Origin of the sequence: Microbacterium abyssi (assembly GCF_015277895.1) — a bacterium.
GTDB lineage: Bacteria > Actinomycetota > Actinomycetes > Actinomycetales > Microbacteriaceae > Microbacterium > Microbacterium abyssi.
Genome location: NZ_CP063815.1, coordinates 3,239,943 through 3,258,868, shown reverse-complemented (window position 1 = coordinate 3,258,868; position 18,926 = coordinate 3,239,943). Strand labels below are relative to the sequence as shown.

Sequence of the window (18,926 nt, the reverse complement as noted above, 5' to 3'; positions counted from 1 at the left end):
CGAACTGATCGAAGTTCACCGTCTGCAACAGCAGCGGCGTCGGAAGTGTTCCCTCAGGCGATGATCTCGGCGGCTTCGGCAGCCGGGACCTCGACCGAGGCGTCCTCGAGATCGGCGAGGAAGTGCTCGGCGTCGAGGGCTGCGACCGTTCCTGAGCCGGCGGCGGTGATCGCCTGGCGGTAGATGGGGTCGATGACGTCACCGGCGGCGAATACACCGGGCACTGAGGTGCGGGACGAACGGCCGTCGACCCAGATCGTCCCGGCGTCGGTGAGATCGAGCTTCTCGTGCACCAGGTGGGTGCGCGGGTCGTTGCCGATCGCGACGAAGAGGCCCGTCAACGGCAGCTCACGAGTGGATCCATCGACCGTCGAGCGCAGCGTGACGCCGGTGACGGCATCCCCGCCCTGGATCTCGGTGACCTCGCTGTTCCAGATGAACTCGATCTTCTCGTTCGCGAACGCCCGCTCCTGCATGATCTTCGAGGCGCGCAGGGTGTCCTTGCGGTGGATGACGTAGACCTTGTCGGCGAAGCGGGTGAGGAACGTGGCCTCCTCCATCGCGGAATCGCCGCCGCCGACGACCGCGATCGTCTTCTCGCGGAAGAAGAAGCCGTCGCAGGTCGCGCACCACGAGACGCCGTAGCCGGACAGGCGCTCTTCGCCCTCGACGCCGAGCTTGCGGTAGGCCGAGCCGGTGGCGTAGATGATCGTCTGCGCCTCGTGCACCGCGCCGCTGCCCAGCGTCACCTTCTTGACGGTGCCGTCGAGGTCGAGCGAGGTCACGTCGTCGTAGACGACCTCGGTGCCGAACCTCTCGGCCTGCGCCTGGAACTTCGCCATCAGGTCGGGGCCCTGGATGCCGTCGGGGAAGCCGGGGTAGTTCTCGACCTCGGTGGTGTTCATCAGCTCACCGCCGACCTCGACCGAGCTCGCGATGAGAAGCGGCTCGAGGTTCGCGCGCGCGGCGTAGATGGCGGCGGTGAATCCGGCCGGACCGGAGCCGATGATGATGACCTTGCGCATGTGCTCTCTCTTCTCGCGTGCCCGCAGCGTGCCTGCGTGCACCCACTGCTAGGAACCAATCGTAACCGCGCGGCATTCCCCGGCAGGGTTCGTGTCAGGGAGTCGGCTCAGAATCGGCGGACGGAGCGGGCGCAGCATCCGGTTCGCGCTCCTTGCGGCGCCGGACGATGGTGCGGACGACGCCCAGGACGAGCAGCAGCCCGATGACGCCACCGAGGATGCCGAGCCCGATGCTCTCCCACTCGGCGCGAACCGTCACCGTCGCGGTCTGGTCAGGTCCGATCTGCACGCCGGTGGGCGAGACGAGACCGAATCGCACCTCGAGCTCTCCGCTGCCGACGCGCGCCTCGACCGGGACCTTCACGCGGGTGTTGCTGGCGGGCTGCGCCTCGACCGGCGTGCGCGGCTGGATGCCCAGGCGTGCGTCGGAGGGCTCCGAGGTGAGGGTGAGGGTGACCGGCCATGGAAGATCGTTGTGCACCCAGACCGGCAAGGGGGCCGCGGCGGTGAACAGCTGAATGGGGCTCGGCTGCTGCACGCCCACGGCGTTCAGCGTCGCCGTGGTCTCGGTGCGGTGGGTCGCGGAGTCCACCGGGAACGTCTCGGCCGTGCCGACGCCGATCAGTCGCATGATCGCGAGTCGTTCGGGGGAGAGGAGGACGAGCGGGTCCTCCAGGATCGAGGAGAACGACGTCAGCCGGCCCTCGTCCGCGAGCAGGTTCTTCAGCGCGGCCGCACGGTCGTCCGAACTCTCGCTGTCGAGTGTGGCGGATGCCGGCGCTGAGGATCGAAGCTCCGCGAAGCTCGTCTGCTGACCGATCGAGGAGACCGACAGGATCGCCTCCCGCAGCGCATCGGCGGTGCGGGTCTCATCGCGCTCCAGGCCGACGAGCAGCGACGACTGATCGGCAAAGCTGAGCTGGGCCATCGCCTCGGCGATCTCGCGCTCGCGCTCCGCGTCATCGATCGTGGCGGCGGCGTCCGACAGGCTCGCAGAGGCGTCGGCGTCCGTCACGAGCACGCGATGGCCGTCGACCTCGACGACCGCGCTCGGCGTCGCCGCAAACGAGGTGGACGGCAGGATCGTCGTGACGTCGGTGCCGAGGTAGGCGTCGAACGTCGCCAGATCGGTCTCCTGGGCGCCGCCGAGCGGCCACAGGATGCCGGGCTGCGCACTGGGTACCGACGTGAGCTCTTCGGTGGTGGGAAGATCCGGCTCGGCAGGCGTCGTCGACGGGGAGGGGGTCGGCGTGGGCGTGGGTGTGGACGTCGATGTGGTGTCCGTCGCCAAGAAGTTATCGGGGGTGAGGAGGGAGTTCAGCGGCAGGGGCGCGAGCAGCTCGGGGAGGCCCGCGCGGGCCTGCACCGTGGCATCCGCATCGCCGGCCTGCAGGGTGAAGCGCTCGTTCGAGAGCGCTTCCATCCGGGTCAGCCAGGTGACCGCGCTCACCGGTGCGGCAGTGCCGAGGGCTCGGATCGAGGCGGGGATGAGCGGGTCGATCGCGAGCACGGCGGAGGTCCCCGTGACGCCGTCCAGCTGCGCAGTGAGCGCGCCGTCGGGATCGGTGAGCTCAGTGAGCTCGTCCGCCGTGAGCAGGGCGCCGTCCGCTGGAGATGCTGTGATCGGCACGAGCACCGCGACCTGCGGGCTGTTGCCGGCGTCGAGGATGAGGACGCTGGTTGCGGTGAGCGTCCCGGGTGCGTCGTCGCCGATGAGGCTCGCGCGGATCGGGTAGACGCCGGCGTCGAGACCGTTCAGGGCCGTGGCGCTCGCGCTTACGAACGCCGTGGACGTCTCGGACGCCGGGACGTCCACGGACTCCTCGGTGCCGAGAGAGGTGAAGGCGCCCTCCGCCTCGTCGGCGTCGAGCCAGGCGGCCAGCGCCGCGGCGTCGTCGAGGGGCGTCGTGTTGATCTCGATGGTGATGACACCCGGCGTGATCGTCTCGTCGCTGCCGTTGTCGATGATCACGGACGTGGTCAGCGGGGTGTCGGGTTGCACGACGCCGTGCACTCCGGCCGACAGCGACAGGCGCGCCGTGCCCTCGTCCTCGGGCGCGGGCGTCGCCGACGCGGTCGCTGTCGGCGCGCTGAAATGCGGGGTGGCGATCAGCCCGAACGCGAGCGCGAACACCGCGGCGACGCGTGCGAAGCGGTGCGCGCGGGCACCGCTTCCGATTCGGGGGCTGATCAACGTCTCTGGTCTTCCTCGGGTGCCGCGGCGGCGAACCCGTGAGTTGTGACGCCGTAATTCTAGGCGGGCGCGTTCGGGGATGCCTGAAGGCGCGTAGAGTGACGGCCGTGTCAGACGCACTTCCGCCCGTCCCCGATCCCGCTCTCGTCGCCGCGCTCGCCGCCGATCTGGATGCTGCCGACTACCGCTCCGAACCGCTTCGGCGGCTGTGGGGTGAAGAGGCCGACGACGCGCTGGGCCGCGGTGTGCGCGAACCCATGCTGCGTGCGATCGCAGGCGACGACGACGTACTCGCGACGCTCGGTCGCCTTCTCATGCTTGGGATGCCGCAGCCTGCTGCCGCGGTCGCGGCGGCGTTGCCGCGACTCGGCGTCGACGGTCTCGCCGCAGTGGGGCTCGCGCGTGCGGCCGGTGACGATCTCGTGCCCACGGCGTTGCTGCGACCGCAGTCGTTCGTCGATGCCGACGGGATCGGCGAGTGGTGGATCGCCAGCGACCTCGACGAGCTGGCGCTCGGCACCGAGCTGCCCGCCGATCACGTGCTCGGCGTGGGCGGGGCATCTCGCACGCTCGCTGAGCTGATCGTGCCCGTTCCCGTCTCCCGGGCGCTGGATCTCGGCACCGGATGCGGAATCCAGGCGCTGCTGGTCGCCCGTCACGCCGGGGAGGTCGTCGCGACGGACGTCTCTGCTCGTGCACTCGCCTTCGCCGCGCTGAACGCCCGGCTGAACGGCGTGAGCAACATCACCTTCCGACACGGGAGCATGTTCGAGCCCGTCGCCGGCGAGGCGTTCGATCTCATCGTCTCGAACCCGCCGTTCGTCATCACGCCGCGAGTGGACGGGGTCACGGCATACGAGTACCGCGACGGCGGCCTCATCGGCGATGCGCTGGTCGAGCAGTTCATGCGGCAGGCGCCGGAGCACCTCACACCCGGCGGCGTCGCGCAGCTGCTCGGCAACTGGGAGTCGCTCGACTCCGGCGACGGTCTGCAGCGCCTCGAGTCGTGGATCGATTCCGGCCTCGACGCCTGGGTCATCCAGCGCGAGGAGCTGACGCCGCTCGCCTACGCCGAGCTGTGGATCCGCGACGGCGGCACGACGCCGCGCGAGGCCGCTTTCGGGCGGATGCTGGAGGCCTGGCTGGATGACTTCGCCGCGCGGGGCGTCACCGCGATCGGGTTCGGGTACGTGCTGCTGCGTCGGGCTCCGGCCGGCCGCGACCCGCTGCGCCGCTTCGAGACGCTGTCTCAGCCGCTTTCGGCTCCGGGGCGTGCGCTGCGCGACGGGCTGGCCGCGCACGATGTCCTGGGCGCCGGCATCCCGCAGACGCTCGTGACGGCAACCGATGTCACCGAGGCGCGGCATTACATGCCCGGCAACGATGACCCGAGCGTGATCGAGCTTCGTCAGGGCGGCGGGTTCGGGCGCACGATCGCGGCGGATTCCGCGCTCGCCGGGTTCGTCGGCGCGTGCGACGGCGAGCTCACCGTGTCGCAGATCGCCGCGGCCCTCGCCGACCTGTTCGAGGTGCCGCTGGCCGAGTTGTGGAGCGAGCTCGAGCCACGCATCCGCGAGCTCGTGCGGGACGGGTTCCTCGTTCCGGGGGAATAGCCACCGGCATCCATTCGTTCGAATGCAGCATGAAGGCATTCGGATTCCTCTCGTTCGGGCATTACGCGCCCGTGCCCGGATCGGGCACGCGCACGGCCGGCGACATGCTGCACCAGACGATCGATCTGGCGGTCGGCGCCGATGAGATCGGAGTCAACGGCGCCTACGTGCGCGTGCATCACTTCGCACGCCAGGCCGCATCGCCCATGCCGCTGCTCGCGGCGATGGCGGCCAAGACCGAGCACATCGAGGTCGGGACCGGCGTCATCGACATGCGGTACGAGAACCCGCTGCAGTTCGCCGAGGAGGCCGCGGCGCTCGATCTGATCGCCCGCGGCCGCATCGCACTCGGCGTCAGCCGCGGATCACCCGAGACCGCGCTGCGCGGCTACGAGGCGTTCGGCTACGTCGGCTCGGACGACCCGCGCGGGGCCGATCTCGCCCGTGACAAGTTCGAGCTTTTCCTCGAGGCGATCGGCGGCACGGGTGTCGTGCAGGGCGACCCGAAGCAGGTCGGCGAGGGCCGGTACCTGGCCATCGAGCCGCGATCGGAGACGCTGCGCGACCACATCTGGTGGGGATCCGGTTCACGGGCGACCGCCGAGGAGACCGGCCGCAAGGGGCTGAACCTCATGAGCTCGACGCTGCTGACCGAGGCCACCGGCGTGCCGTTCCACGAGCTGCAGCGCGAGCAGATCGACCAGTACCGGGCTGCATACAAGGCCGCCGGCCACACCGGCACGCCGCGGGTGTCGGTGAGCCGCAGCGTCTTCCCGCTCGTCTCCGACGTGGACCGCGCCTACTTCGGGCTGCGCAGCGCCGAGAACGGCGACCAGATCGGCATCATCGACGGCTTCCGCTCGACGTTCGGCAAGACGTACGCGGCCGAGCCCGACGTGCTGGTCCAGCAGCTGCTCGCCGACGAGGCGGTCATGGCGGCCGACACCCTCATGCTCACGATCCCCAACCAGCTGGGCGTCGACTACAACCTGCACGTGCTTGACGCGTTCGCGAAGCACGTGGCGCCTGAGCTCGGCTGGAAGCCGAACACGGAGGGGCCGGTGCAGGGCGACCCGGTCTGAGCCTGCGCCCCGCTACGCTTCGCGCATGAGCTATTCGCTGAACGGCAGTTCGAACGACGACCGCGTCGATGCGCTCAAGCGACAGCACCAGCAGCGGCAGACCCGCTTCTTCATCGCGTTCGCGATCATCGAGGGGATCGCCCTGCTGGCGGGCGTGGTCGTGGTCTACCTGCTGGAGCTCATCGATCCGGAGCAGGGCATCTGGCTGCTCGTCGCCATTGCGCTCATCGGCGGTTTCATCCTGAGCATGAGTCTCGTGTCCATAGGGCGCCGCCACGCCCAGGAGATGCGCGACCTCACCGGCCGCTGAGCACGCGCTTCGCCACCTCGTCCGGATCGGGCTGCTCGGCGACGAGCCGGATGATCGGACCCAGCACCGACCGCACGGTCATCACGCGCATCGCGGTCTCCCGCAGCCACGCGATGATCCTCCCGCGGCGGAACATCAGCTTCGCCAGCATCCGCGAGTTCGACTGAGCGGATTCCACTCGCGGCTTCTGCACCCGCTCCCACTCGGCGAGCAGCGCACCCAGATTCGAGCGGTCGGCGTGCGCGAGCATCCGCCCCAGTATCCATGCCGATTCCATCGCCATGCCGGCTCCGATGCCTGCGGTGGGGAGGAATCCGGATGCGGCGTCGCCGAGCAGGACCGCGTACCCGGCGTCGCTCCCGGTGAGCCACCGTTCGGCGCGCACATCGGTGAGCGGCCACAGATACGGGTCGGGCTCGGCGGAGACGGCATCCAGCGCCGCACGCAGACGAGCGTCGATCCCTGGCGCCGCGTCGCGCACGCGTGCGGCGAACGCCGAAGGCCCGATGTCGAGGTCTCCGACCGGTCCGCCGAGGAAGACGCCGAGCCTGTCCTTGACCGGGTAGACGCCGAGGAAGAAGCCGTCGCCCCACAGCTCCTCGCCGAGCGCCGGGTCGTCGCCGAGCACCTCCGACCATGTGACCCACCCTGCCCAACCGGTGTCGACCGTCGAGACGTCCCCGACGTCGAACAGGTCGCGGGTGCGGGAATGGATGCCGTCGGCCGCGACCACCAGGTCGAACGAGGTCTGCGCGCCGGTGCTGAACGTCACGTGCCCGTCGTCGAACCGCGTGACGGTCGTGCCGAACGATACCGGGCAGCCGTTCGTCGTCAGCACCTCGATGAGCGCGCCCCGGTCGATGCCCTGGTAGTCGCCGTGGACCTGGAGCAGCGCGCCGAGATCGTCCGTGCGAAGCGTCTTGCCGCGATGCGAACGGAACGAGTAGCGGGCGAGCGGCGTGCTGCTCTTGAGATACGCGTCGTGCACGCCGATGTCCTTCAGCGCGGGATCGACCGTCGGCATGAGCGCGAGCATGTAGCCGGGATGGTCCATCCGCGGCATCCGCTCGATCAGGACTGGATGCAGACCTTGTTTGCGAAGCAGGGCTGCGAGCGTGAGACCGGCGATGCCGGCGCCGATGATGAGGATGCGAACGCGGTCGTCGCGCTGCGCGTCGATCTGATCCTGCAGCGTGGTTTCCGTGAGCATCGAGCTACCTTCGTTCTGGACCGGCTGGTCCACAGTCTAGACGAACTGGACCGGGCGGTCCATTAAGATCGCGCTATGACCGATCTCATGCGTCTGAGCCCCGAGCGCCGCAGGGCGCTCGCCGAGGCGACTGTCGCGGAGTTCGCACGCGCCGGGTATGAAGGGGCGTCGCTGAATCGCATCATCCGCGATGCGGGCATGAGTAAGAGCTCGTTCTATCACTTCGTCGGATCGAAGGACGAGCTGTTCGACACGGTCGTGCGGATGCTGATCGACGATGTCGCTGCGCTCTGGAGCCTCCCTGAGCCTGCAGACTTCGCGGATGCGTTCTGGCCACGAGTCGACGCGCTGCTCGAGCAGTTCGCCGCGCTCGCCGCTGAACCCGCGCTCCAGCACCTCGGTCGGATCTTCTACCTGCCGGAGGACTCGGCCGAGTCTGGAGCCCGTGCCGAACTGCTGCGACGGGTGCGCGCGTGGGTCGAGGAGGTCCTGCATGTCGGCCGCGACTCCGGTGCCGTCCGGGACGAGCTGCCACTGGACCTACAGGCTGATGTCGCGTTCGCCGTGCTCCGCGCGATCGACGAGTGGGCGCTGGGCGGCGGCGAGGGCGCGACTGGCGCGCGGGCCGTCGTCGCGGCATCCGCCCCAGGCCTTGTGCTGCGCCGGCTGCTCGAGCTCTGAGAGCAACAGGCCGGGCACAACTTCGGAATGTCGTGCGGAAACGCCGGTGACCAGGCGGATGCTGCAGCGCGTCGCCGCCGGGATCCGAACCTGTGCCCGCGCGCGGAGACCTCGGACGTCAGCACACGCCCGGTAACCTGGAACCCATGCTGAACATGGCCGAGGGGCTCGCACGTCTGCGCGCGCTCGCAGAAGAACCGGTCGTCTCGGCGGTGGCCGTCGCATTCGAGAAGGCGGGGTTCGAGCTCGCCGTCGTCGGCGGACCGGTGCGCGACGCGCTGCTCGGACGCGACGTGCACGACCTCGATTTCACGACGAACGCGTCCCCAGACGAGATCCTCCGGATCGTCACCCCGATCTCCACCGCCCAGTGGGACATCGGTCGCGCGTTCGGAACGATCGGCGCGAGAGTGCGCGGCGAACAGGTCGAGATCACCACCTACCGTGCCGACAGCTACGACGGCGTCACGCGCAAGCCGACCGTGGAGTTCGGCGACACGATCGAGAGCGACCTCGTGCGCCGCGACTTCCGTGTCAACGCCATGGCCCTGCAGGTCCCCGGTATCAAGCTCGTCGACCCGACCGGCGGCGTGGAGGATCTTGTCTCGGGCATCCTTCGCACCCCGACCGACCCGAACGTGAGCTTCGGCGACGACCCGCTCCGGATGCTGCGTGCCGCCCGCTTCAGCGCGCAGCTCGGCTTCGACATCGACGGCGACACCCGTGACGCGATCGCCCGACTGCGCGAGACCCTGAAGATCGTCAGCCCCGAGCGCATCCAGGGCGAGCTCGTGCGGCTCATGCAGACCGACGACCCCGTGCGCGGCATCCGCGTCCTCGTCGACACCGGACTCATCGAGGAGTTCATGCCCGAGGTCAGCGCGCTGCGCCTCGAGGTCGACGAGCATCACCACCACAAGGACGTCTACGAGCACTCGCTCACCGTGCTGCAGCAGACGATCGAGCTCGAACACGCTCGTCACCCCGGCGACGCCCCCGACGTCCCGTTGCGGATCGCCGCCCTGCTGCACGACATCGGCAAGCCCCGCACCCGCAAGCTCGAGCCCGGGGGAGCGGTGACCTTCCACCACCACGACGTGGTCGGTTCGCGCATGGCGCGCAAGCGCCTCCAGGCCCTGCGCTTCGATGGCGAGACCACGGATGCCGTCGCCACTCTCATCGAGCTGCATCTGCGGTTCTTCGGCTACGCCGAGGGAGCGTGGACCGACGCCGCCGTCCGCCGCTACGTGCGCGACGCCGGCGACCTGCTCGAACGCCTGCACATCCTCACCCGCGCGGACGTGACGACCCGCAACCGGCGCAAGGCCTCTCGCCTCGCATCCGCCTATGACGACATCGAGAAGCGCATCGCCGACCTGCGCGAGCAGGAGGAGCTCGACGCCATGCGTCCTGAGCTCGACGGCAACCAGATCCAGCAGATCCTGGGGATCCGGCCCGGACGCGAAGTGGGCGAGGCGTACCGGTTCCTGCTCGACCTGCGCCTGGACGAGGGCGTGATCGGTCCGGATGCCGCCGAGCAGCGCCTGCGCGACTGGTGGGCCGCGCGGGGGTAGTCCCCTCCCCGCGAGAATTGCCTTGCGCGACGAGAATCGCGCTGGCAATCAAATTCTCGCCCGGCAAAGCAATTCTCGCGGAGCGCGCGGTCCGGAGGTCGGGCGGGCGGGCCCGGGGTGCCTAGACGCGCGCCAGTTCTGCGGCGACGGCATCCGCCAGCCACCGCCGGTAACGCTCCGGCGACCACCCGGACTGCGCGACCAGCTGCTGGTACGCCTCGGGGGAGAGCAGGAACGACAGGGCGGCCGCCGTCCCCTCGACGTCGGATTGCGGCGCCGTCAGCTTCCGGCGCATCAGCTCGGTCACCAGTTGGACGTTGTCCGCGGCGCGACGTCCGAGCATCCCCTGCAGGGCCTCGTCGACGACCGGATCCGACAGCGCGGCGCCCAGCAGCACCGTCCACAGCGAGTGGGCGCGGGCATTCGCGGTGGCGATCTGCGTGAGCACCGTGTCGAGGAACACGGCATCCGGCAACTCGACGATCCCGGCCGCCACCTCGGTGTCGGCCAGCGATCCCGCTCCCTCGGAGCCCGAGAACGTCACCTCGAACGCCGCGATCAGCAGCTCGGCCTTCGATGCTGCGGCCTTCACTGTTTCGGCGGACACCCCGGCCTCGCGCGCGATCGCCGCGATCGTCGTCGCCTGATAGCCCTTGGTCGCGAACAGCGAGGCGGATGCTTCGATGATCCGTCGCCGCGTCGCGACGGCCTGCTGAGCCCGCAGCTCGGAGCGATACGAGCGGGGTGCATCGAAAACCATTGACTTTCCTAACGGGGTGATGAATACTTCTCGAGTACATTCAACCTTACGGAAAGAACTCCGCATGTCCACTTACCTCATCGCGTGCACGCCGGCGCACGGCCACGTGCTCCCGCTGCTGCAGATCGCACGGCACCTCATCGAACGCGGCGACGATGTGCGCTTCCTCACCAGCAGCCGCTACGCCGATCGGGTCGTCGAGATCGGCGCGCAGTTCGTCGCGCTGCCGGCGGACGCCGACGTGGATCTGGACGACGCGGATGCCGCCTTTCCCGAGCGGGCAGGACTCACCGGGCCCGCCGCGCTCCGCTTCGACATGAGCAATCTGTTCATCCGGCCCGGCACCGCTCAGCTCGCGGCGGTGCGGGAGCAGATCGCCGGCGGCGACATCGACGCGATCCTGTCGGAGCCCCTGTTCGTCGGCTGCGCGCTCCTGCAGCTGCTGCCGAAGAGCGAGCGCCCTCCGGTGGTCGTGCTCGGAATCTTCCCGCTGGGTGCGCGCAGCCGCGACACCGCGCCGTTCGGACTCGGCGTCACGCCGATGCGGGGACCGATCGGCCGCCTGCGCAACGCCGTCCTCCGCACCGTGGCCGAGCGCGTGATCTTCGGCGGCGTCCAGAAGGAGGCCGACGCCATCGCTCAGCGTGAGACCGGGCGCTCGCTCGGCGGATTCGTGCTCGACTGGCCGGGCCGCGCCGACTCGTACGTGCAGTTCACCGTGCCGGAATTCGAGTACCCGCGCCCGGATCTGCCCGACACCGTGCGCTTCGCAGGGCCGTTGACACCGGCGCCGAGCGGCGCGTCGCTCCCGGAATGGTGGGCCGATCTCGATGGATCGCGGCCGGTGGTCCACGTGACGCAGGGCACCATCGCGAACTCCGACTTCGCGCAGCTCGTCATTCCCACGATCACGGCGCTCGCGGCATCCGACGTCCTGGTCGTCGTGTCCACCGGGGGCAGGCCCGTGGAGGCGCTCCCGGCAGATCTCCCCTCCAACGTTCGGGTGAGCGAGTACCTGCCGTACGACCGGCTGCTCCCGCTCGTCGACGTTCTCGTCACGAACGGCGGCTACGGGGGCGTGCAGCAGGCCATCGCGCACGGCGTGCCGATCGTGGTGGCCGGGCAGACCGAGGACAAGGTCGAGGTCTCGGCGCGGGTGGGCTGGTCGGGCGTGGGAGTGAATCTCCGGTCCACGACCGTGGCGCCCGAGCGCGTCCGTTTCGCGGTCGACACGATCCTGCGCGACGGGTCGTATCGCGCGAACGCCGAACGCATCGGCGCCGCCATGCGCGCATCCGACGCCGAGACTGCGCTCGTCGATGCGCTGGAGGCCGTGACGCACTCGTGGTCACGGCCGGCCGGCGCCGCTAACTGAGGATCTGCAGGAAGATCCAGCCCGCGGCGAACAGAACGATGAACACGACCGCGACCCACGATCCGCTCCGCTTCAGCCGCCGGCCCTCCCTGGCGACGCCGGGCGGAGGCGTCAGCATCCCGGCCGGCGGGGCGAACGGGAGGGCATGCGACCCGGCGCCCTCCGCCTGCGTGGCCGGCTGACCCGCCGCCGCTGCCGACATGGCCTGCGAGAACGTGCGCCCCTGCTCCTCGACCAGCCGGTCATCGCGCCACCGCGCCCACTGGTCGAGCTTCGTGATCAGCGCGCCGACGGCGCCGAACAGCCACGCCCAGCTCGCCGCATCGAGCGTCGACGCCTCGCGCTTGGTGTACAGGAACAGCCAGTCGTCCACGATCTCGACGTCGAGCTCGGCGGCGCTGTCGATGAATCGGGCCATGATGTCGGGCGTGAACAGGTACAGGGCGTCCTGCTCGTACCCCTCGGGGCAGTAGAGGGTGAAGTACCGGTCGAAGTCGCCCTCGAGCGACAGGCGCTGATCCTTGCGGAAGGATGCCGGCAGGTTCGAGCCGAACCCGTTGTTGCCGCGCGCGTCCAGCACGATGTTCGGCAGCGGCACGTCGAGCTTCACGGCCACGTACCCCCACTTGTACGTCGTCGAGTTCTTGCCCGACTTGACCGTGTACTGGTAGTTGCCGAACTCCACGAACCGCGGCGAGTGACCTCTGACCAGCCGCTTCGCCTGCCGGGACCGGCCGATGCTGAAGATCATCCCCGGCAGCGCGGGGTCGTCGACGCGGTCCTCATAGGTCATGCCGTTCGCCGTGGCGAAGCGGTAAAGGCGGTAGCGGGTGACGCGGCTGTGCCGGTAGCCAAAGAACGCCACGACGCCGATCACCGCGATGACCCCGAGGATGAGCACGAACGGCAGACCGACGACGGCCGACCCGCTGCGGATGCCGGCCACGACCCCGAACACGACCATCGGCACGGCGATGACGAGTATCAGCGCGACCACGACGACCACTATCACCGTGCTCGCGGAGATCCCGCCGCCCGCGACGCGCGCTCGCATCTCGCGGATGAACGCGCTGACGTCCTTCGGGTCGACCGGCTCGGTGAGCGGCCGTGCGTCGAATGAGAGGGGAGTGGGCGTCGTCACGCCTCCACGGTAACCGGTCACCTGGCGTTAACGTCCGGGTGCCAGCATCAGGGTCCATGCACGCCGCCCAGGTCACCGCGATCCTCCCCGCGAAGGATGCCGCGCCCTACATCGGTACGACGCTCGAGACCCTGCTGCGCCAGTTCGACGATCCCTCCGCGCTCAAGCTCGTCGCGATCGACGACGGCTCGAGCGACGGCACCGGCGACATCATGCGCGCCTACGCCGAGCGGTTCGCGCACGCCGAGGTGCTAGTGAACCCGCACGCTCGGGGGCTCGCCACGGCCCGCAACCAGGGACTCGCGCACGTCGACGGCGACGCGTTCTGCTTCATCGACGGCGACGATTGGATGCAGCCGCACCGCCTGCAGGTCCTCACCGCGCAGCTGGCGCAGCTGGACTGCGACTTCGTCCGCACAGACCACGTCCGCGTGACCGGTCAGGACCGCAGGCTCGTCCGCGCTCCCTACCCATGGCGCGGCGTCGTCGCCTCTCCGCGTGACGCGATCCTCCCCGCCGACGACAAGACGATGGTCGACTACCCCTTCGCGTGGGCGGGCATGCTGCACCGCCGCGTCATCGATCAGGGCCTCGCGGCCTTCCCGGACGGGCTGTTCACCGCGGAGGACCGGCCGTGGATATGGCGGCTTCACCTGCAGGCCCGCAGGTTCGCCGTCGTCGACGCCCCGGCGCTGCTCTACCGGCGCGGCGTCGCGACGTCGCTCACCCAGGTCGGCGATCGCCGCCAGCTCGACTTCGCGGCGGCGATGCGCGACGTGCTCGATCTCGTGCAGCAGGATGCTGACGCGGAGCGCTTCCTTCCGAAGGCGGTGCAGACGATCCTCGCCCTCAGCTCGCACCACATGGTGCGCTCACGGCGCATGACGCCGACGCTGCGTCGCGACATGCGCGCCAGCATCCGCGCCCTCCTCACTCGCCTCCCCGCAGCCGAGACCGGACGCGCCCTTCAGCGGCTCGACGGACCGCGCCGGCGAGTGCTGGCGCGGTCGCTGCGACGGGCGGGGCGCACGACGTGACCGTCCTGTTCGCCCTGCACAGCGCCTACGGACTGACGACAGCCGCCGCCGGCATCGACGAGGGTCTGTTCGAGGGTCGCGGTGAACGGGTGCTCGTGCCGTTCAACTCCGCCCGTGTCCCCGAGACGACGATCGGACTCGACGCGCATCCGCACCTCACCTCCCTGCGCGCCCGGTTCGATCGGATCGAGTCACTCGACGCGCTGCTGCAGCCGCGGCATCCGAGCTCCTGGGAACCGGACGAGGACGAGCTTCCGGTCCTCCGGCGCCTGCTGGAGCGGGCGTGGTCGCTCGACGACGACCTCGAACTCTGCGTCCAGAGTCCGCAGGTCGCGCCCGCCCGCACGCTGATGTCGCTCTTCCCGAACGCGCGCCTTACGATCATCGGCGACGGCCTCATGACCTATTCGCCGATCCGCGTCGAGCTGCCGCGCAGCGTCGTTGCCCGCATCGGCCGCGTCGTGTACGCCGACGTCGTCCCGGGCGTCGAACCGCTGGTGTTCCGCGAGGCGGGCGCAGAGCGGATGCCGGTCCTCGCCGCCCGCTTCGCCGCAGCGCTCGCCGAGACCGGAGGCGACGACCCCGCCCTCGACGCCCTCGCGGACGGTACGCCGACCGCTCTCGTCCTCGGGCAGTACTTCGCAGCTCTCGGGCTCGTCGGGCCGGACGAGGAGATCGGGATGCAACGGCAGATGATCGACCGCGCGCTGGCATGGAGTCCGGCCCGCATCGTGTTCAAGCCGCATCCCTCTGCGCCGCCCGCGCTGACCGACGCGGTTCGCGCACACGCGGAGAGTCACGGGCTCGACTTCGTCGTCTATCGCGGTCACGTGCCGGCGGAGATCGTGGCCGAGCGAGTGGACGCGGTCGGCGTCGTCGCCGGTTTCTCCACCGCCCTGCCGACCATCCGGGCTCTGTATGACCGGCCGATCGCGGCCGTGGGCACCGGCACGATGCTGCGGCGACTGAGCCCATACGAGAACAGCAACCGGGTGCCGGCGACCATCGTGGACGCCCTCACGCGCGCCGGATCGACGTACGCCGAGTCCGCACAGCTGCAGCTGCTGGTCGATGCCGTCGGCTATGCCATGCAGCCGAAGATCGCGGCGCACCTGCGGCCGCGCGCCGAGCAGTTGCTGCGAGCCATGACGCGCGAGGACAGGGACCGGTACTTCGACCCCGCACGCCTGGCGAGGCTGCAGCTGCCCGGAGCGCCGCGGGAGAGCATGCCGCGGCGCGTGCTCCGGTCGGCCGGAGGCGTCGGCCGGGTCGAGGAGCTGCGGCTGACGGTCGACGGTGTGCGACGCCGAGCCGCACGAGCATGGAAGGTGGTCCGAGGACTATGACGCAGCACGAGGCTCTCACCGTCGCGATCATCCCCGCACGCGGAGGATCCAAGGGCGTCCCGCGGAAGAACCTCCGCCGCGTCGGCGGTATCCCGCTCATCGAGCGCGCCATCAAATCGGCGGCCGCGGCATCCGCCGTCGATCTCGTCGTTGTCACCACCGACGACGACGAGATCGCCGCGATCAGCACGGCATCCGGGGCGCGGGTCATCCGCCGCCCTGCCGGGCTCGCCGGCGACACCGCTTCTTCCGAGAGCGCGCTGCTGCACGCCATCGACGAGCTCGAGGCAGGTGGCGACCTCGTCGGCACGGTCGTGTTCGTGCAGGCCACCTCGCCGTTCATCCCCAGCGCGGGAATCGACAAGGCCGTCGCGCACATCCAGGACGACCGCTTCGACAGCGTGCTATCCGCGCACGAGACCTACGGGTTCCTCTGGCGCCGCGACGAGAACGGCCGGGCGGCTGCGATCAACCACGACGCCGCCCATCGGCCGCGCCGTCAGGACCGCGAGCCGCACTACCTCGAGACCGGAGCGTTCTACGCTTTCTCGGCAGCCGGGTTCCGCGCCGCAGGGCACCGGTTCTTCGGCCGCATCGGGATCGTCGAGGTCCCGGAGCAGACGGCGATGGAGATCGACGACGAGCAGCAGCTCGCCGCGGCATCCGCCGTCGCGGGTCTCATCGACCAGCCGGGCGTGATCGACGTCGCGGCAATCGTCACCGATTTCGACGGGGTGCACACCGACGACACGGTGCTCATCGACAGTGAAGGCCATGAACATGTACGGGTCAGCCGCGAGGACGGCCTGGGCGTCTCGCGCCTTCGGCGTGCCGGCATCCCGATGCTCATCCTGTCGACCGAGACGAACACGGTCGTCGGCGCACGCGGACAGAAGCTGCGGGTGCCGGTGCTGCAGGCGATCGACGACAAGGCGCAGGCGCTCGCCGAGTGGGCCGCCGAGCAGAACATCGCGCTCGGCGACATCGCCTACCTCGGCAACGATGTCAACGACCTCGACGCCATGCGATCAGTGGGCTGGCCGATCGCGGTCGCCGACGCGCATCCGCTCGTGCGGGCCCAGGCCCGCGTCGTGCTCTCGCGCAACGGGGGAGACGGCGCCGTGCGTGAGCTCATCGAGCGCGTTCTGTCAGCCGACCGACGCCGGTAACCTGCCCGACGCGTCATGTTCACTGTCGCGGCGTACCCAGGAGGTGGGGGCGACGACAGGAGGACGAAATGACCGTCAGCATCGGATCGAACGTGGTCGGCGGAGGATCGCCGGTGTACGTGATCGCAGAGATCGGCCTGAACCACAACGGCGACGTCGAGATCGCCAAGCGGCTGATCGACGTCGCCGCGCGCGCGGGAGCGAACGCGGTGAAATTCCAGAAGCGCACGCCCGAGATCTCCACCCCGGAGCACATGCGCGACGTTCCACGCGAGACGCCGTGGGGCACGATGACCTATCTCGAGTACCGCCGCCGCGTGGAGTTCGACCGCGACCAGTACATCGAGGTCGGCGACTACGCCACCATGCAGGGCCTCGACTGGTTCGCCTCGCCGTGGGATGTGCCGAGCGTCGACTTCCTCGAAGACCTCAACGTGGTGGCGCACAAGGTCGCCTCGGCGAGCCTGACGGACATCGAGCTGCTCGATGCGATCCGCGAGACCGGCAAGCCCGTCATCCTCTCCACCGGCATGTCGACGCCGGAGCAGATCGACCGGGCGATGGGCGTGCTGAACACCGACCGCCTCATCCTGATGCACGCCACCTCCACATACCCGATGGAGCCGGAGGAGGCCAACCTCCGCGTCATCTCCACTCTCCGCGATCGCTACCCCGGTGTGCCCGTCGGCTACTCCGGTCACGAGCGCGGACTGCAGATCTCGCTGGCCGCGATCGCCCTCGGCGCGGTCGCCGTCGAGCGCCACATCACGCTGGACCGCACGATGTGGGGCTCCGACCACGCCGCGTCCCTGGAGCCGGCGGGACTCGAGCACCTCGTGCGCGACATCCGCGTCATCGAGACGGCCCTCGGCGACGGCGTGAAGCGCGTCTTCCCCGGCGAGCAGGCGCCCATGGCGAAGCTGCGCCGGGTGGGAGCCTGAAAGGCGTCGCATGACGGATGCGCTGCGCGTCGTCGCGATCGCGGACGCCGACTCCTTCGTGAAGTGGTCGGCGGCACTGCTCGACGCGATCCCCGACACCTCGGCGGGTTCGGTGCTCGATGGGGCCGCCGGTATCCGTCGCCATATGCTCCTCGTGCGTACGCCGCTGACGGTGAGCCGCGAGCAGGAGCACATGGCGCTCGCGGGAACGTCCATCGGCGATGGATCGGTCACCCGGGTCGGCTTCGATGAGGTCGCGGGGTGGCTGCAGGGACACCTGCCCGACGTCGTCGTACTCGCCGGCCGCGGACACTTCGTGCGCCTCATCGCCCGAGTGATCGACGGGCTGAAGCGCCGACCGGTCGTCGTGAGCGGACTGCCGGGAATGTCGCTCCCCGCGCAGCGCGGAGCGCTCGAGTACCGTCGCGAGTCCGATCTGCTCGTGCTGCACTCGCATCGTGAGATCCGGGCGTTCGAGGCGCTCGGAGATCGGCTCGGCATCGCCGTGCCAATGGCGTTGGCTACCCTGCCGTACGCGCGATCGAATGCGGGTGGGTCGATCACCTCGCGGGTGCGCTCGCGAGGACGGGCGATGGATACCGCCGGCGTCGGCGATGCGACGCGGGGAGGAGTCGCGGTCGCCGAGCGGGACCGCCGCGGCACGGATCTGGTGTTCGCCGCACAGGCGCTCGTCCCCGCCGAACGGCATGAGCGCGAGGCGATGGTGGACATCCTCCGCCGTGCGGCCGCCGCACGCCCGAACCGGCGCGTCGTGGTGAAGCTGCGCTCGCGGCCGGGAGAGGCCGAGACGCACCTCGAGCGCGACGCTTACACGGAGCTGCTGGCGGACCGGCCCGCGAACCTCGTGCTGTCATACGAGCCGATGGCTCTCGCGCTCTCACGCGCCGAGGGGCTGGTGACGGTCAGCTCTACCGCCGCCGTCGAGGCCATCGCGCGGCGTATTCCGGTCATCGCACTGGACACCTTCGGCGTGCACAAGTCGCTGCTGAACACGGTGTTCGCGGGAAGCGGCCTGCTCGGCAGCGCCGATGACGTCGTCGCGCGGCGGTTCCGGCATCCGGACGCCGACTGGATGCACGACAACTACTTCCACGCGTCTCACGAGTCGGACTGGTGGGAGCGCGTGCAGGAGCTCGTGATGCTGCGTCGTGGCGGAGCGCTGCCCGCGAAGGTCGTGCCGACTGGTCGCGGGGGAGCGCTGCACGCGGCGTGGCATCGCAAGAGCGTGCTCGGGTCGGAGGACCGCTCGTTCACCGGCCAGCTCGCACTCGGCATCGGCGCCCCGCTCGTGCAGGGGATCGTCGGCCTTCGCCGCGTTCGCGGCCGCGCCGGCACGGACACCTGGTCCGACCCCACGCTGGACTACACGCTGGAGCCGACCCCGCACAAGGATCCGGTCCGGCGCTGAGTCGCTCCGGTCGTTGAGCCTGCGACTTCGACTCGCTCC

At 69.9% G+C, this 18,926-nt stretch carries 16 protein-coding genes; 11 read left to right on the top strand and 5 right to left on the bottom strand.

Going from position 1 to position 18,926, the window contains the following annotated elements; all coding sequences use genetic code 11:
- Nucleotides 1-53: 53 nt before the first annotated feature.
- Both trxB and IM776_RS15725 read right to left on the bottom strand, forming a co-directional pair.
- Nucleotides 54-1,025: a thioredoxin-disulfide reductase gene (gene trxB / locus IM776_RS15730; RefSeq protein WP_194421058.1), complete on the bottom strand. Its 972-nt coding sequence runs from the start codon at nucleotides 1,023-1,025 to the stop codon at nucleotides 54-56.
- A gap of 94 nt (nucleotides 1,026-1,119) precedes the next feature.
- Entirely contained in the window at nucleotides 1,120-3,219 is a 2,100-nt protein-coding gene (locus tag IM776_RS15725) for a DUF6049 family protein (RefSeq protein ID WP_194421057.1), read from the bottom strand.
- Between the two features lie 98 nt (nucleotides 3,220-3,317).
- Here IM776_RS15725 and IM776_RS15720 point away from each other — a divergent pair, with 98 nt between their 5' ends.
- Genes IM776_RS15720 through IM776_RS15710 form a run of 3 tightly spaced genes read left to right on the top strand, consistent with a single transcriptional unit; the run spans nucleotide 3,318 to nucleotide 6,224 of the window.
- Nucleotides 3,318-4,832 (top strand): DUF7059 domain-containing protein, encoded by a 1,515-nt coding sequence (locus IM776_RS15720; protein ID WP_194421056.1) that lies wholly within the window; start codon nucleotides 3,318-3,320, stop codon nucleotides 4,830-4,832.
- 29 nt (nucleotides 4,833-4,861) lie between these two features.
- Nucleotides 4,862-5,914: an LLM class flavin-dependent oxidoreductase gene (locus IM776_RS15715; protein ID WP_194421055.1), complete on the top strand. Its 1,053-nt coding sequence runs from the start codon at nucleotides 4,862-4,864 to the stop codon at nucleotides 5,912-5,914.
- A 25-nt stretch (nucleotides 5,915-5,939) separates the two neighbouring features.
- A complete protein-coding gene (locus IM776_RS15710) occupies nucleotides 5,940-6,224 on the top strand; it encodes a hypothetical protein (protein WP_194421054.1) in 285 nt (94 codons plus the stop codon).
- Here IM776_RS15710 and IM776_RS15705 read toward each other — a convergent pair.
- Nucleotides 6,211-7,434 carry an FAD-dependent oxidoreductase gene (locus IM776_RS15705; protein WP_194421053.1) on the bottom strand — a complete coding sequence of 408 codons (1,224 nt, stop codon included), beginning with the start codon at nucleotides 7,432-7,434 and terminating at the stop codon, nucleotides 6,211-6,213. The two genes, IM776_RS15710 and IM776_RS15705, sit on opposite strands and share 14 nt — an antisense overlap.
- Nucleotides 7,435-7,509: 75 nt before the next feature.
- Here IM776_RS15705 and IM776_RS15700 point away from each other — a divergent pair, with 75 nt between their 5' ends.
- Together IM776_RS15700 and IM776_RS15695 are read left to right on the top strand one after the other, a co-directional pair.
- A complete protein-coding gene (locus tag IM776_RS15700; protein ID WP_194421052.1) occupies nucleotides 7,510-8,115 on the top strand; it encodes a TetR/AcrR family transcriptional regulator in 606 nt (201 codons plus the stop codon).
- Nucleotides 8,116-8,261: 146 nt separating this feature from the next.
- Nucleotides 8,262-9,689, top strand: coding sequence for a CCA tRNA nucleotidyltransferase (locus tag IM776_RS15695; protein WP_194421051.1), 1,428 nt, complete (start codon nucleotides 8,262-8,264; stop codon nucleotides 9,687-9,689).
- 121 nt (nucleotides 9,690-9,810) lie between these two features.
- Here IM776_RS15695 and IM776_RS15690 read toward each other — a convergent pair whose 3' ends face one another.
- Entirely contained in the window at nucleotides 9,811-10,449 is a 639-nt protein-coding gene (locus IM776_RS15690) for a TetR/AcrR family transcriptional regulator (RefSeq protein WP_194421050.1), read from the bottom strand.
- Between the two features lie 64 nt (nucleotides 10,450-10,513).
- Here IM776_RS15690 and IM776_RS15685 point away from each other — a divergent pair, with 64 nt between their 5' ends.
- The gene (locus tag IM776_RS15685; protein ID WP_194421049.1) at nucleotides 10,514-11,824 is read left to right on the top strand and encodes a glycosyltransferase; all 1,311 of its coding nucleotides are present in this window, start codon (nucleotides 10,514-10,516) and stop codon (nucleotides 11,822-11,824) included.
- On the opposite strand, the gene IM776_RS15680 is transcribed toward IM776_RS15685, so the two are convergent.
- Complete coding sequence (locus IM776_RS15680) at nucleotides 11,817-12,965, bottom strand: hypothetical protein (protein ID WP_194421048.1); 1,149 nt, start codon at nucleotides 12,963-12,965, stop codon at nucleotides 11,817-11,819. The genes IM776_RS15685 and IM776_RS15680 overlap by 8 nt on opposite strands.
- Before the next feature lie 56 nt (nucleotides 12,966-13,021).
- On the opposite strand from IM776_RS15680, the gene IM776_RS15675 reads away from it, so the two are divergent.
- From IM776_RS15675 to IM776_RS15655, 5 genes are all read left to right on the top strand, one after another.
- A complete protein-coding gene (locus IM776_RS15675) occupies nucleotides 13,022-14,002 on the top strand; it encodes a glycosyltransferase family 2 protein (protein WP_194421047.1) in 981 nt (326 codons plus the stop codon).
- Entirely contained in the window at nucleotides 13,999-15,348 is a 1,350-nt protein-coding gene (locus tag IM776_RS15670) for a polysialyltransferase family glycosyltransferase (RefSeq protein ID WP_194421046.1), read from the top strand. Before IM776_RS15675 ends, IM776_RS15670 begins: the two co-directional genes overlap by 4 nt.
- A complete protein-coding gene (locus tag IM776_RS15665) occupies nucleotides 15,345-16,517 on the top strand; it encodes an acylneuraminate cytidylyltransferase (RefSeq protein WP_228479812.1) in 1,173 nt (390 codons plus the stop codon). Before IM776_RS15670 ends, IM776_RS15665 begins: the two co-directional genes overlap by 4 nt.
- Before the next feature lie 68 nt (nucleotides 16,518-16,585).
- Nucleotides 16,586-17,458 carry an N-acetylneuraminate synthase family protein gene (locus tag IM776_RS15660; RefSeq protein WP_194421044.1) on the top strand — a complete coding sequence of 291 codons (873 nt, stop codon included), beginning with the start codon at nucleotides 16,586-16,588 and terminating at the stop codon, nucleotides 17,456-17,458.
- A gap of 10 nt (nucleotides 17,459-17,468) precedes the next feature.
- Nucleotides 17,469-18,887 carry a DUF6716 putative glycosyltransferase gene (locus IM776_RS15655; protein WP_194421043.1) on the top strand — a complete coding sequence of 473 codons (1,419 nt, stop codon included), beginning with the start codon at nucleotides 17,469-17,471 and terminating at the stop codon, nucleotides 18,885-18,887.
- Nucleotides 18,888-18,926 lie beyond the last annotated feature (39 nt).